Here is a 13,125-nt window from a genome sequence, read left to right on the forward strand (position 1 = left end):
GAATTACTTGTTCTTGCCGTTTTTCCAAACATGAATACTGGAGTTTGCACACTATTTGCCGAATGTCTGGTTGGATAGACATTACTGAGAGGGAAGTTGGGGGCTACAGTCTCCACCCAACCAGGAAGGCAGTAATGGAGCTCATCGAGGCCGAACATCCGCGGCCACGTCATTTTCTACTCCACCTGAGCGACCCCCACCTGTTGGGAGGTCCGGATCATCTCTATGGCGCGGTGGACAGCGAAGCCCGCCTGAAACAATTGTTTGAGGAAGTCAAGGCCTCAGGGGCCCGTCCGGAAGCCGTGATTTTCACCGGCGACCTGGCCGACCGCGGCGAAACGGAGGCCTACGCAAAGCTCCGGGCCATCGTCGAACCCGCCTGCAAATCGATGAACGCGCAGGTCATCTGGGCCATGGGAAACCATGACGACCGTCACAACTTCCGTTCCGGCCTGCTCGACCAGCCCGGAAACGACTCGCCGGTGGACCAAAGCTATTTCATCAACGGCCTAAGGGTGATCACCCTGGATACTTCGGTGCCGGGTTTCCATCATGGTGAACTGAGCGAGTCACAGCTTGAATGGCTCGCCGCCGAACTCGCCACACCTGCACCGGACGGCACCATCCTGGCGCTGCACCATCCGCCGGTACCTTCCATCCTGGACCTGGCGGTCCTCGTGGAGTTGCGCGGCCAGCCGGCGCTGGCTGCGGTGCTCCGTAACTCGGACGTCCGCACCATCCTTGCCGGGCACCTGCATTACTCCACCACCGCCAGCTTCGCCGGCATCCCGGTATCGGTGGCCTCCGCCACCTGTTACACCCAGGACCTGAACGTACCGGTCGGCGGTACCCGCCCCATCGACGGCGGCCAGGCATTCAACCTCGTGCACGTTTATGAACACACAATCGTGCATTCCGTGGTGCCTATCGGCAGCGCAGCCGCGGTGGGCGAGGTCGTGAGCGCGGCCGAAACACAGCGGCGATTGGCGGCCGCAGGCATCCGTATTCCGCGCCAGGCAAAGACGCAGGGACACCCGCCCACCCAGAGCATTCCGCTGATAAGCGCCTCCCGATGATCAGCCCGGGCTCCGGACGCTGACACCGCTGGCGGGGGAGCCCCGCCCTTGGCCGGGGAGCCCTACTTTTCCCAGGGTGCCTTGATCGGGTAGTACTTCTCCAGGAAGTCAGTGACCAGCTGGGCGCGTTCCTCGGCTTCCACTTCCGGGAAGCTGCCGTCATTCAGGCAGAAGAAGTCCATGTTGCGCTTGGACAGCAGCTTGGGCAGGTAATTGAGGCCGGACCGCATCGTGGTGTCGATGTACCTTACCTTTGCTGCCGTCTGGGTGACCGCGCGCCCGGTCAGCAGCGCGTAGTAGTGGTAAAAGGAATTTGTCACGGAGATGTTGTCCGCCGCCCGGAAACGGCTGGCCGCGGTCTTGGCAAACTCCTGCGGGAATTCCTGCTCCATGGTGGCTGCAACGCTCCGCCGCAACGGGGCGGCGGTGTGCTCCAGGTGGCGGGTGGTGATCCGGCCGAAACGGTCCCACAGGAGTTTCCGGTTCACCCTCGCAGCGTTCTCGAAACCGCTGCGTTCCGCGTCGTTGTCGCCCAGCCCGATGCGGGTTTCCGCCTCAATGAACTTGGTGACCCCGCCGGGTGTGAAAAACATGTCCGGTCCCACCGCACGGCCGAAGAACATGTCGTCGTTGGAATACAGGAAGTGCTCAGAGAGCCCTTCGATGTGGTGCAACTGGCACTCGACGGCCTGGGAGTTGTGCGTGGGCAGCACGGAGGGATCCGCGAAGAATTCCTCACTGCGCACGATGGTCACCGAGGGGTGATCGGCCAGCCAGGCGGGCGCCGGCGAGTCTGTGGCAATGAAGATCCGCCGCACCCAGGGAGCGAACATGTACACCGAGCGCAGGGCGTACTTCAGTTCGTCGATCTGGCGGTAGCGGGCCTCGTGGTCATCGCCTTCGCCTACGACGACGCCGGTCATCCGGGCACGCCGCGCGGCGATGTACTCCGGGGAACTGCCGTCCACCCAGGAAAACACCATGTCGATGTCAAAGCTGATGTCGCTGGCGTGGTCCGCGAACATGTTCTCGATGGTGGGCCAGGTGTGGCCGTAACGGTCCACGGTGCCGCGCACCGCGTCGGTGGTGAGCATGGTCCGACGGGTAAGGGAGTTCTCAATCGGCAGGATCAGCTGGTTGCCTTCGAAGCTCCACAGCTCGATCTGCACGCCGGCGGAGGAACCGAATTCGAAACCGCCGTTGGGCTCAACCCGCGGCCGGTAGAGCCGGAAGATCCGGGCCTGGCGGTTCGGCGAGAGTTCACCGTCGGCCACCAGGACAGAGGACTTCTTCTTGGCGTCCACGGTCATGGAATACACGGGCTCGTCACGGCATGCTTCCACCAGCGCGGCACGGAGCTTCTTCCGGTTCTCCCAGTCCAGGGCAATGACCGGCCGGTGGTTGTTGCCGCGCACCAGGAGGTAGTCCAGGCCCGCGTTGGCGAGGACGTTGCGGATGAACAGCAGGTCCTCCACCATGGCCTGGTAGGGCGTGCGGGTGTCATTGATCAGCGCATAGCGCCCTCGGTGGCGGACCACATCGGGGCGGTTTTTCAGCCGTGCGACAGCCGCCGGCGACGTTACTTCGGCGTGGCTCCTGCCGTCGTCGGAAGCCTGACCGCCGTAGTAGATCTCATCCTGAACGAGTGCGTCTGTAATGGTGTTTCTCCGAGCTGTTGTCTATAGAGGTCCTACCTGCATGATAACCCGCGCGAAAAAACTCGACTAATCCGGAGTTAGCCGGCCAGAGCCTCCCGCCAGCTGCGCAGGAACGCCCCGCCGGCGTCGTCGTGGATCACGTCTTCAGCGAGCCCCAGGTCCGCGGCCGTCAGGACCGCGTACGGCTTGGCGGGAACCCCGTCCGCGGGGCGGACATCCACGTGCTTCACCTCGTGGTCGTTGTGGTGCAGCCAGTCGGCCATGGCGTAGTCGGTGCGTGAATCACCCACCGTACGCCAGGCCAGGGGGCGGACACCCTGCGCAGCGAGCAGCTCCACGGCCCGGCTGGCACCCAGGTCCTTGCCGAGGCGCACTGACTCGATGTCCGTGGAAATGATGGTGGGATCCACCCGGTAGTCGATCTGGTCGTCCGAATCGGGAGCATGGTGGTCCAGCCGGACCACGCCCAGGCCGTGACGGGCCATGAGCACCATGGCGTCGGCGTCGAACAGTTTTTGTTCGTCGAGGTAGTCCTCGCTGGGCACGTCGATATGCTGCTCCACGGACACCATCGCACGCTTGGTTTCGTCGTAGAACATGTGTTTGGCGTAGTCCTCGGACACCAGCCGGCGGACGTCGTCGCCGTAGGCGCGGGGGACGGCGAGATCGTGGTCCACGTGCACCGGTCCGGGCCCGGCAGCCGTGTAGCTGAACCAGACGGCCCCCTTCTCGCAGATGGCGTGGATGATGGTCCCAGCGGGCATGCCGGCGGCGATCATGGGCTCCATCACCTGTTCCCGGATGAACGCGTCCGAGCGGCCCGTGTTGAAGATGACGGGAATCCCCGCGGTGGCGAGGGCCACCATGTCGGCGATGATCTCCGGCTTGACGTTCCGGCTGACGGGGCTCGCCACCGGGCCGTCAACGTCGAGCAGGAGGGCAAGGGGAGGAGCCGACGGCGACACGGCGGCCTGGTTCTCGGATGCAGTCATGGCTCCATTCTCTCAGTCCGGGCAGGCCCGGCGCAGAATGTTGCCTTGCGTCCTTCCGGCAGCCAATGGTCACTGTTTGGCCACAACCTTGGAACTGTGTGAGGTCATTCGTTCCCTTGGGCGGGCAACATCCATAGGCTTGCAGGGTGATATTCAAAGCTGTGGGCGAGGGACGCCCTTACCCCGACCATGGTTTCAACACCCCGAAGGAATGGGCTGCCCTTCCTCCGCGGCCGGTCCGGCTCGACGAGCTTGTGACCACCAAGCGCACCCTCGACCTCGAGGCCCTGCTGGCGGAGGACTCCACGTTCTTCGGCGACCTCTTTCCCCACGTGGTGCAGTACCGCGGAACCCTGTACCTCGAGGACGGGCTGCACCGCGCCGTCCGGACCGCACTGCACCAGCGCACCGCCATCCACGCCCGTGTGCTGGTGATAGATGGCTAGGAAACCCAAGGACATCACGGTCCTGCACGGGCACCGCGTCGTCTCGGGATCGGAGCTCAGGGCCACGTTCGTTGAGCCGGATGACACCGCCGAAGACCCCGTCCGGCTGCGCCGGCGAATCCTGCACGGCGTGGTGCTGGTTCTGCTGGTGGGGCTGATCATCTCCGCGATCATCGTTGCGTTGGCCATCATGAACGGACAGATTCAGATCCCGACGGCGGAGCGGAGCCGGTCTGCCGCTTCAGCGTGTCCCACAGCCACATTTGACTACACCCCGAACGAGAAGGTCAGCCTCAACGTCTACAACGCCACCAACCGGCCGGGCCTGGCGCGTTCCGTGGCCGACGAGTTCCTGGCCAGGAAATTCGCGGTGGCCGCAGTGGACAACACCCAGTCCGGTTACAGGGGTGTGGCCGCGGTGGTGTCCGGGGCTGCCGGCCAGTCGGCCGCTTTCAGTGTCCAGCGGAACCTTCCCAAGTCGGACTACTTCCAGGACGGCCGTTCCGACGGCAGCGTGGATGTCATCCTGACCAGTGAATTCAAGGAATTAGTCGCGCCGGGCCTCGTGGACCAGACACCGGGTCCGCTCAGCTGCCCTCGCGAGAGCCGCCGGATAGTGGACGGCGCCAAGTGGCCGGTGATCCCCAAAGCCGGCTGAGCCTGGCGGTTCCCGGCGGCCAGATGCGGCTGGGTCCGCCTACGGCTGGCTGAGCCTGACGGGTCGGCCGGCGTCGTCGAACCGGGCCCCCGCGCCGAGCTGGATGAACCGGACGGTGCGGAGTACCGCTTCGGGCGTGCCGTCGCCGCGGGCGGCACTGGAGGACAGTGTTCCGTGGATGAGCTGGGCCAATTGTGCGATGTCAGCCGGGGGAAGGTAGCCCTCTCCCATCGCATCGCGCAGGATGTCCTGCAGGAGGAGGCTCAGTTCGCCCACATGGTCTGCGAGCTTGGAAAAGGACGACGGCGAGAGGACTGCGGCCATGGCCGGGCCCGGCGGCAGGTGGCGGCGGCTGAGGTCCTCCACCTGCGCGCGGATGTAGAGCGCCAGGCGTTCCACCGGGTTCTCCAATGACTGGAGGGACTCCCGGAGGCCATCGAGGAAGCGCTCGGTTTCATCCAGTGCGTAGGCGATGAGCAGCTCCTCAATGTCCGCGTAGTAGTTGTACACGGCGGTGCGTCCGATGCCGGCATGACGGGCGACATCCGTCATGGTCAGCCCGGGCAGGCCGTGGGTGAAGAGGAGTTCGCCGAAGCCGGTCAGGATGCGGCGTTGGGTCTCGGCTCGTTGGGCAGCATTCGTGGCGGCCGAAATCCTAGGCATACAGACACTTTACAGTGATCTGTCAGCAAACCTATTGGCGACAGCGGCGCGTCAGACGGCGCAGCCGTCCGGGCCGCACACTTCGGCGCCGCCGTCGTTACGTTTGCTTCCTTCGCTGCCCGGGGCGCCGGTGCCGGCCATGACGAGGGGCTGTTTCTCCTGCCACGCCTGGTTGAGTGCCTGGCTGAACATCGCCGACGGCTGGGCGCCGGAGAGCCCGAACTTCCGGTCGATCACGAAGAACGGCACACCGCTGATGCCCAGGGCACGTCCCTCCTCGAAGTCGAACCGGACGTCCTCGGCGTACTTGTCCGTGGTGAACAGCTCATCCAGCTCCCCGGCGTCAATCCCCAGGTCCCGTCCCAGGGAGGTGAGGTACTCGCGGCTGCCGATGTCCTTCCCGTGTTCAAAGTGGTCGCTCAGCAGGCGCTCCTTGGCGGCGTCCTGCTTGCCATGCGCGGCGGCCAGGTGGATGAGCCGGTGTGCGGTGAAGCTGTTGGCGACCACCACGGTGTCAAACCGGTAATTGAGGCCCTCGCCCCTGGCCTGCTCCGCCACGTGTTGGAACATTTGTGAGACCTGCGCCGGGGCCATGCCCTTGCGGGTGCTCAGGTAGTCCAGTTCGGTGCCGTCATAGTGCTCGGGCAGGCCGGGATCGAGCTGGTAGCTGCGCCACTGCACCTCCACGGAATCGCGGTGCGGGAATTCGGCCAGGGCCGCTTCGAAACGGCGCTTGCCGATGTAGCACCAGGGGCAGGCGACGTCGGACCAGATCTCAATCTTCATGCTGGCAACAACCCCGCACCAGCGGCATCCATTCCCCGGCGGGCATGTAGCTTTGATCACTGGCGGGGGCGCGAACTGCCGGCTAATGACCTCAAAACGTGGATTTAAGGGGCTCAGCCGGGGCGGGGGACTGCCCGCTCCATGACGAAGTCGTGTTCCACCGTGGTTCCCAGGTTGAACGACTTGGTGCCGACTTTCCGGAACCCTGACTTCTCGTAGAAGCGGATGGCCTTGGCGTTCTGGCTGTTGACGCCCAGCCACATCCCGCGGGCACCGGAAGCTGCAGCCGCGTCCAGGCTGGCGTGCATCAGCTCGGCCGCGGCACCCAGCCCATGGTGGTCCGGGTGGACGTAGCATTTGCTGAGCTCGGCCGACGGCAGGATGGTCAGTGCGGCCGCAACGTCCCGGTCGCCGGCCGGACGGTCCACGAGCATGCTGTAGCCGCGGAGGTCGCCGTCGGAATCGATCACCAGGACCGTGATGTCCGGGTCCGCCAGGTAGCCGTGGAACTTTGTCACGCTCAGGGTGTTCGCCAAGTGCGCGGCGATATCGTCCGCGGAGGATTCCGGCGGGCAGGCCAGCGGGAAGGTGACGGCGGCGAGCTCTGCCAGCCGGCCGGCGTCGTCCGCTGTTGCTTGGCGGATGGTGTGCGTCATGCCCAAAATCCTATGCCGCTAATTCCTTGACATTCATCGCTGCGCGTCCGGTGTGGCGTCGGCCGCGTAGCTGAGTCCGATCTGGCGGCGTATCTCGTCCATCGCTGTCATGACGGCAACGGTTTCGCTTGGAGGGAGGATGGTGCCGGCGGTATCGCCCGCGCGGACGAGGCGTTCCAGTTCTGCAGCCTGGTACTGCATACCGCGGCTGCTGACGGGCTGCTCAAAGCGTTCAATGACGCTGCCATCCGCGGCATGCACGGTGAACGGCACGGGGTTGTACCAGGTCGATTCGACGTCGATCCACCCTTCGGTCCCGATGACCATGGCCCGGTTGGCGCTGGCGGCGTCCAGTTCGCAGTCCACAATGGCCTGCTGGCCGCCGGCATGGTCAAAGATGGCTGCCGTCTGCCGGTCCACCCCCGTCGCGGTCATGGAGGCACTGGCGCGAATAGTCTCTGGCGTGCCCAGGATGTCGAACGCAAAGGAGACCGGGTAGATGCCAAGGTCCAGCAGCGCTCCGCCGCCCAGTGCAGGATCGTTCAGCCGGTGGGCAGGGTCCTGGGGCAGGCTCTGGTTGTGGCTGGCGACCACTTTCCGGACCTCGCCGATGGTGCCTTCCTGGATGATGGCGCGGAGGCGGATCATGTGCGGCAGGAACCGCGTCCACATGGCTTCCAGCGCCACGAGCCCCTTGGATTCCGCGAGCTCAGCAATGTCCTGTGCTTCGCGGGCGTTCATGGTGAACGGCTTCTCCACCAGCACGTGCTTGCCGGCATTCAACGCGAGTAGTGCGTTCGCGTGGTGGAAAGGGTGCGGCGTGGCGATGTAGACCACGTCAACCAGCGGGTCTGCCACCAAGTCCTCATAGCTGCCGCGTGCGCCCGCCACGCCGTACTGCTCAGCAAACGCCCTGCTCGAATCCAGGGCCCGGGAGCCGACGGCCAGGACGGTGAAGCCGTTGTCCAGCAGGTCCTGAGTTTGCAGGCCAGCGATGAATCCGGTGCCGAGGATTCCCCAGCGGAGATGTCCGTCGGAAGTGCCGGCGGGTTGATTAGTCACGTACTTGGTCCTTTGGTGTGTCAGTGTTGCCGAGCGGATAGGCGACGTACGCGAAGCGTGCGGAATCGGGCGACCAGCTGTTGACGTTGAGGGTTCCCTGCCCGCCGAACAGCGGCCACGTGTGCAGCGGTGCGGTCCAGTCGCCGGTGGAGACAAGCACGACGTCGACCGGCAGATCCGCTGGGTGGCCCTCCGTGCCGGTGAGGAAGCGGATGTAACAGGCCAGCTCTCCGTCAGGGGAGAGATGGGGGAACCAGTCGACGGTGACGCTTTCAAGGAGGCGTTCGAAACCGCTGCCGTCAACCTGCACGCGGGCAAGCTGGGCATGGCCGGGGAGGGAGCTGAAGGACTCCGTGTTGAAGTAGAGCCACTGTCCGTCCGGCGAATATTCCGGCCCGTCGCAGTGGCCGGGGCCGACATCAACCGCGGCGGTTGTGCCGCCATCGGACGGTATTGTCATGAGCCTGCCGGGCCGGGTGAAGTCCCCGGCCTGGATCCCCACGTAGGCGAGCTCACCGCCGTCCGGACTCACGCCGTGCAGGAAGTGGAAGGAGCCGTCGTCGTCGGTGATACGCTGCCCCTCGCCGCCGTCAAGCGGGGCACGGTAGATGTGCCCGTCGTTGGCCGAGAGGAAGATGCCGGTGCCGCCGGGTGCCAGGACGTGGTCGTTGTTGAGGTCCGGGACGCCCGTCAGCGGGACTTCCGTGAGCCGTCCCCCGGAAACATCCAGCGTCCACAGTTTTCCGTCCCCGTTGAGGACCAGTGAACGGCCGTCGAGGGTCCAGTTGGGCGCTTCCAGGAGAACTTCGTCGGTGCTGAAAACCATTTCGGATTCGCCAGTGACGGACGCAATCCAGACCTCGCAGCGCTGACCGGGCTCAAGGGTTCGCAGCATGGCTAGAGCCTCGAGGGCGATGTGCCCGCGCACGCCGAGCACCAGTCGTTCCTACGCCACACCTTGAGGAAATCCCCGACGTCGCCCACCCGGGTTAGTCCTTGCTGCTGAAGGCGGCGTCGAAGGACGTCTGGGAGGCGGGGAAGTCGAATTTTTTGAGGGCGGCGAGGGCTTCGGGGGCGCCGTGGAGGCGGTCCATGCCGGCGTCTTCCCATTCGACGGAGATGGGACCGTCATAGCCGATCGCGGTGAGGGCGCGGAAGGATGATTCCCAGGGGACGTCTCCGCGGCCTGCGGAGACGAAGTCCCAGCCGCGGCGGGGGTCGCCCCAGGGCAGGTGGGAGCCGAGGACGGTGTTCCGGCCGGTGGGGCGGAGCTTGGTGTCCTTGCAGTCCACGTGGTAGATCCGGTCCTTGAAGTCCCAGATGAAGGAGACGGGGTCGATGCCCTGCCACATGAAGTGGGACGGGTCCCAGTTCAGGCCGAACGCTTCGCGGTGGCCGATCGCTTCGAGGGTGCGCACGGTGGTCCAGTAGTCGTAGGCGATTTCGGAGGGGTGGACTTCGTGGGCGAAGCGGACGCCGCATTCGTCGAAGACGTCCAGGATGGGGTTCCAGCGGTCCGCGAAGTCCTGGTACCCGGCCTCGATGACCTTTTCCGGGACGGGCGGGAACATGGCGACGTATTGCCAGATGGAGGAGCCGGTGAAGCCGACGACGGTGTCCACGCCGAGGGCTTTGGCGAGCCGGGCGGTGTGTTTCATTTCTTCGGCGGCGCGGGTGCGTACGCCTTCGGGGTCGCCGTCGCCCCAGACCTTGGATCCGACGATCGCTTCGTGGCGGAAGTCGATGGGGTCATCGCAGACGGCCTGGCCCTTGAGGTGGTTGGAGATGGCCCAGACCTTCAGGTTGTACTTTTCCAGGACGGCGAGCTTGGACTGGACGTAGCCGGGTTCGTCCCAGCGCCAGGCGTCCAGGTGGTCCCCGGACACGGCGATTTCGAGGCCGTCGTAGCCCCAGCCGGAGGCCAGGCGGGCGACTTCCTCGAAGGGGAGGTCGGCCCACTGGCCGGTGAACAGGGTGTACGGGCGGGGCATGTCAGGCTCCTTCGGTTACGGGGACAGGGGAAGCGGCGAGCTGGATGATGGAGGATTTGGCGTTGGCGGATTCTTCGATGGCGGCCAGCACCCGCTGCACGGCCAGTCCGTCCTCGAACGACGGCGAGGGCGGAGTGCCGCCGTCGATTGCGGCCAGGAAGTCCCGGATCTCGTGCGTGAAGGTGTGTTCCCAGCCGATCACGTGGCCCTGCGGCCACCAGGCAGCCATGTAGGGGTGTTCGGGTTCGTTGACCAGGATCCGGCGGAACCCCTGTTCGCGGGCCGGCAGGGTGGCGTCGAGGAAGCCGAGTTCGTTGATGGCTTCGAGGTCGAACAGCAGGGAGCCCTTGTCCCCGTAGATCTCCAGCTTCAGGGAGTTCTTCTGTCCCGTGGCCATGCGGGAGACTTCCACCGAGGCGATGGTCCCGGAGTCCAGGGTGAGCGTGGCCCAGGCGGCGTCGTCGACCGTTACCTCTTCGGGGCCGTCCGCCCCGGGGCGGCTGGACACGAAGGTGTGCAGCCGGCCGGAGACCTCGGTGACATGGCCGCCGAGCAGGAACATGACCTGGTCGATCGCGTGGGAGGCGATGTCGCCCAGCGCCCCGGACCCGGCGGTTTCCTTACGCAAACGCCAGGTCATCGGTGATTCGGCGTCCGTGAGCCAGTCCTGCAGGTAGGCGGCGCGGACGTGCCGGACCGTCCCGAGCCGGCCTTCGGAGATGAGTTCCTTCGCGAGGGCCAGTGCCGGGACACGGCGGTAGTTGAAACCGATCATGGACTGCACGCCGCGTTCCCGGGCGGACCGGGCAGCGTCCGCCATGGCTTCGGCCTCGGCCAGGGTGTTGGCCAGGGGCTTCTCGACCAGGACATGTTTGCCTGCCTCGAGCGCCGCGATGGCAATCTCGGCATGCATCCAGCCCGGCGCGCAGATATCCACGACGTGGATGTCGTCCCGGTCAAGGACCGAGCGCCAGTCCGTCGCCGACTCGGCCCAGCCGTATCTCGCGGCGGCCGCCGCGACCTGCCCCGCGTCCCGGCCCACGAGCACTTTTTGCTCGAAGGCCGGGACATCGAAGTACGAGGCCACGTTGCGCCAGGCGTTCGAATGGGCCTTGCCCATAAACGCGTAGCCGATCATCGCCACACCCAGCGGCGGGTTGTCCGGGTTGGTGCCGTCCGTGCTTTCGGGGGAGTTCATTGCGTGAGTCCTAGAGAGTGGAAGCGGTGGGGTTCCAGTCCTCGGGGAGGGCCGGGGACGCGGGCGCGGAGCTTTCGACGTTGACAAACGTTCCGGATTCAACGGACTCGGAAATCGAGACCATGGTGTCCAGCACGTGGTAGGCGAGGTTGCCCGTGGCACGATGCGGTACCCCGGCCCGGATGGACCTGGCCATGTCCAGAACGCCCATGCCGCGGCCGTTGGACGGGCCGGTGGCGGGAATGACGGTCCACTCTTCGTCGCCCGCGCGCCAGAGCCGCACGTCTCCGTCGAAGTAGTTTGGATCCGGTAGGGAAATGGTGGCTTCCGTGCCGGTGATTTCCATGAAGCCCATCCGCTGCCGCGGCGACTCGAATGAGAAGACGCTGTGCGAGGACTGGCCGCCCTCGAACTGGGCCATCGCGGACACGTGGGTGGGCACCTCTACCGTGAATTCCTCGCCCAGCTTGGGGCCGGAGCCGATGACCCGGACTTCCTTGGACTTGGAGCCGATCGCAGCCACCTTGCGCACGGAACCGAACGTCTGGACCAGCGCGGTGAGGTAGTACGGGCCCATGTCGAACAGGGGACCGGCGCCGTACTGGAAAAGGAACGCCGGATTCGGGTGCCAGGATTCCGGTCCCGGCGTCTGGAACGTGGTCATGGCGGTCAGCGGGGTGCCGATGTCGCCGCGTTCGATCAGCCGCCGGGCCGTCTGCAGACCGGCGCCGAGGAAGGTGTCCGGGGCGCAGCCGAGCCGCAGCCCTGCGGCATCAGCGGCCTTCAGCAGCCCCAGCCCGGATTCGCGGTCCAGCGAGAACGGCTTTTCGGTCCAGACGTGTTTGCCGGCGTTGACGGCGGCGGTCGCCACCTCCACGTGCGCGGCCGGGATGGTCAGGTTGACGATGATTTCGACGTCGGGATGGTTCAGGGCGGCGTCCACCCCGCCGTACTCGGCGATCCCGTATTCCTTCGCCCGTGCGGCTGCAGCGTCCTCGAAGAGGTCGGCGATGACATGGACCTTCAGGTCCGGGAAGTCGGTCAGGTTGTCCAAGTACTGCTTGCTGATGTTTCCGGCGCCGATGACGGCGACGCCCACCGGGCCTTTCCTCATGGAAGAAGTGCTCATGCCCGTGCTCCTTCGGACTGGGCGCCTTCGCTGGCTCCGGCGTTCAGGAACTCCAGGCTCTGGGCGATGCCGTCGAAGATGTCGCCGGAGTAGTCGTCGAACTCCACCACGCCCACTTCCAGGGACTTGGCCGCGCCGATGACGTCCCACACGGCGATTTTGCCCTGGCCGGCGGGCTGCTGCGCCTTGGTGTCCGTGTTGATGGGGCCGTCCTTGATGTGGATGAACTTCACCCGGTCGCCGAGTTTGGTCAGGATGGCCACGGGGTCCTGGCCTCCGACGGCAACCCAGTAGGTGTCCACTTCCAAGACCAATTCGGGGTCCAGGAGGTCGGCGAAATATTCCAGTGCCGTGCGGCCGTCGATGGTGGACTCCAGTTCCCAGGCGTGGTTGTGGTAGCCGACGCGGATGCCGTATTCGGCGCCCTTCTTCGCTGCAGCGTTGAGTTTCGCAGCCGTGGCCTGGATGTCCTCGGCCTTCTGCCAGTGCTCGGCCGGCAGGAACGGGTCGATGACGGTGCTGATGCCGAGTTCCTTGGCGGCGGCGAAGATCTCGTCCTGATCCTGGCTGAGCAGGGGAGCGTGGCCTGACGGTGCAGTGAGGCCGTTCTCTTTCAGGGCGGCGCCGAGCTCCTTGGCCGTGGCCAGGAAGTTATAGGGCTCAACCTGGGTGAAGCCGATCTCAGCGACCTTTCGGATGGTGCCTGGCAGGTCTTCCTGGATGGCATTGCGCAGGGTGTAGAGCTGGAGTGAATAAGACATGTCGTTCCTTTGCGGTTGTACTAAAAGTTCTTCTAAAAGAGGCGTGCGG

14 protein-coding genes are annotated in these 13,125 nt (G+C 65.3%); 3 read left to right on the plus strand and 11 right to left on the minus strand.

Annotated features, from left to right (window positions below; all coding sequences use genetic code 11):
- Positions 1 to 134: 134 nt before the first annotated feature.
- The gene (locus ARTH_RS02870) at positions 135 to 1,076 is read left to right on the plus strand and encodes a phosphodiesterase (RefSeq protein ID WP_011690429.1); all 942 of its coding nucleotides are present in this window, start codon (positions 135 to 137) and stop codon (positions 1,074 to 1,076) included.
- Positions 1,077 to 1,138: 62 nt separating this feature from the next.
- On the opposite strand, the gene ARTH_RS02875 is transcribed toward ARTH_RS02870, so the two are convergent.
- Together ARTH_RS02875 and ARTH_RS02880 are read right to left on the minus strand one after the other, a co-directional pair.
- Positions 1,139 to 2,614, minus strand: coding sequence for a stealth family protein (locus ARTH_RS02875; protein ID WP_011690430.1), 1,476 nt, complete (start codon positions 2,612 to 2,614; stop codon positions 1,139 to 1,141).
- 197 nt (positions 2,615 to 2,811) lie between these two features.
- Positions 2,812 to 3,726 (minus strand): hypothetical protein, encoded by a 915-nt coding sequence (locus ARTH_RS02880; protein ID WP_011690431.1) that lies wholly within the window; start codon positions 3,724 to 3,726, stop codon positions 2,812 to 2,814.
- Between the two features lie 146 nt (positions 3,727 to 3,872).
- On the opposite strand from ARTH_RS02880, the gene ARTH_RS02885 reads away from it, so the two are divergent.
- Positions 3,873 to 4,172: a type II toxin-antitoxin system VapB family antitoxin gene (locus ARTH_RS02885; protein WP_043429330.1), complete on the plus strand. Its 300-nt coding sequence runs from the start codon at positions 3,873 to 3,875 to the stop codon at positions 4,170 to 4,172.
- Entirely contained in the window at positions 4,165 to 4,830 is a 666-nt protein-coding gene (locus ARTH_RS02890) for a LytR C-terminal domain-containing protein (protein WP_011690433.1), read from the plus strand. The genes ARTH_RS02885 and ARTH_RS02890 overlap by 8 nt, the downstream gene beginning before the upstream one ends.
- A 39-nt stretch (positions 4,831 to 4,869) precedes the next feature.
- On the opposite strand, the gene ARTH_RS02895 is transcribed toward ARTH_RS02890, so the two are convergent.
- From ARTH_RS02895 to ARTH_RS02935, 9 genes are all read right to left on the minus strand, one after another.
- A complete protein-coding gene (locus ARTH_RS02895) occupies positions 4,870 to 5,493 on the minus strand; it encodes a TetR/AcrR family transcriptional regulator (protein WP_011690434.1) in 624 nt (207 codons plus the stop codon).
- A 51-nt stretch (positions 5,494 to 5,544) separates the two neighbouring features.
- Entirely contained in the window at positions 5,545 to 6,279 is a 735-nt protein-coding gene (locus ARTH_RS02900; protein WP_011690435.1) for a DsbA family oxidoreductase, read from the minus strand.
- A 113-nt stretch (positions 6,280 to 6,392) separates the two neighbouring features.
- Positions 6,393 to 6,935, minus strand: coding sequence for a GNAT family N-acetyltransferase (locus ARTH_RS02905; protein ID WP_011690436.1), 543 nt, complete (start codon positions 6,933 to 6,935; stop codon positions 6,393 to 6,395).
- A 33-nt stretch (positions 6,936 to 6,968) separates the two neighbouring features.
- Positions 6,969 to 7,997 carry a Gfo/Idh/MocA family protein gene (locus ARTH_RS02910; protein ID WP_011690437.1) on the minus strand — a complete coding sequence of 343 codons (1,029 nt, stop codon included), beginning with the start codon at positions 7,995 to 7,997 and terminating at the stop codon, positions 6,969 to 6,971.
- Positions 7,990 to 8,892 (minus strand): TolB family protein, encoded by a 903-nt coding sequence (locus ARTH_RS02915; RefSeq protein WP_043430278.1) that lies wholly within the window; start codon positions 8,890 to 8,892, stop codon positions 7,990 to 7,992. The genes ARTH_RS02910 and ARTH_RS02915 overlap by 8 nt, the downstream gene beginning before the upstream one ends.
- A 94-nt stretch (positions 8,893 to 8,986) precedes the next feature.
- Positions 8,987 to 9,988: a sugar phosphate isomerase/epimerase family protein gene (locus ARTH_RS02920; RefSeq protein WP_011690439.1), complete on the minus strand. Its 1,002-nt coding sequence runs from the start codon at positions 9,986 to 9,988 to the stop codon at positions 8,987 to 8,989.
- 1 nt (position 9,989) lies between these two features.
- Positions 9,990 to 11,186, minus strand: a complete 1,197-nt coding sequence (locus ARTH_RS02925; RefSeq protein ID WP_011690440.1) for a Gfo/Idh/MocA family protein — start codon at positions 11,184 to 11,186, stop codon at positions 9,990 to 9,992.
- A 10-nt stretch (positions 11,187 to 11,196) separates the two neighbouring features.
- Positions 11,197 to 12,315 (minus strand): Gfo/Idh/MocA family protein, encoded by a 1,119-nt coding sequence (locus tag ARTH_RS02930; protein ID WP_011690441.1) that lies wholly within the window; start codon positions 12,313 to 12,315, stop codon positions 11,197 to 11,199.
- Positions 12,312 to 13,076 carry a sugar phosphate isomerase/epimerase family protein gene (locus tag ARTH_RS02935; protein WP_011690442.1) on the minus strand — a complete coding sequence of 255 codons (765 nt, stop codon included), beginning with the start codon at positions 13,074 to 13,076 and terminating at the stop codon, positions 12,312 to 12,314. Before ARTH_RS02935 ends, ARTH_RS02930 begins: the two co-directional genes overlap by 4 nt.
- Positions 13,077 to 13,125: the final 49 nt, after the last annotated feature.

The sequence above is a fragment of the Arthrobacter sp. FB24 genome (assembly GCF_000196235.1).
GTDB lineage: Bacteria > Actinomycetota > Actinomycetes > Actinomycetales > Micrococcaceae > Arthrobacter.

Coding starts and splice junctions, on each gene's coding strand:
- ARTH_RS02870 (WP_011690429.1), top strand. CDS start 135: ATGGAGCTCATCGAGGCCGAACATCCGCGGCCACGTCATTTTCTACTC.
- ARTH_RS02880 (WP_011690431.1), bottom strand. CDS start 3,726: ATGACTGCATCCGAGAACCAGGCCGCCGTGTCGCCGTCGGCTCCTCCC.
- ARTH_RS02890 (WP_011690433.1), top strand. CDS start 4,165: ATGGCTAGGAAACCCAAGGACATCACGGTCCTGCACGGGCACCGCGTC.
- ARTH_RS02895 (WP_011690434.1), bottom strand. CDS start 5,493: ATGCCTAGGATTTCGGCCGCCACGAATGCTGCCCAACGAGCCGAGACC.
- ARTH_RS02900 (WP_011690435.1), bottom strand. CDS start 6,279: ATGAAGATTGAGATCTGGTCCGACGTCGCCTGCCCCTGGTGCTACATC.
- ARTH_RS02905 (WP_011690436.1), bottom strand. CDS start 6,935: ATGACGCACACCATCCGCCAAGCAACAGCGGACGACGCCGGCCGGCTG.
- ARTH_RS02915 (WP_043430278.1), bottom strand. CDS start 8,892: ATGCTGCGAACCCTTGAGCCCGGTCAGCGCTGCGAGGTCTGGATTGCG.
- ARTH_RS02920 (WP_011690439.1), bottom strand. CDS start 9,988: ATGCCCCGCCCGTACACCCTGTTCACCGGCCAGTGGGCCGACCTCCCC.
- ARTH_RS02925 (WP_011690440.1), bottom strand. CDS start 11,186: ATGAACTCCCCCGAAAGCACGGACGGCACCAACCCGGACAACCCGCCG.
- ARTH_RS02930 (WP_011690441.1), bottom strand. CDS start 12,315: ATGAGCACTTCTTCCATGAGGAAAGGCCCGGTGGGCGTCGCCGTCATC.
- ARTH_RS02935 (WP_011690442.1), bottom strand. CDS start 13,076: ATGTCTTATTCACTCCAGCTCTACACCCTGCGCAATGCCATCCAGGAA.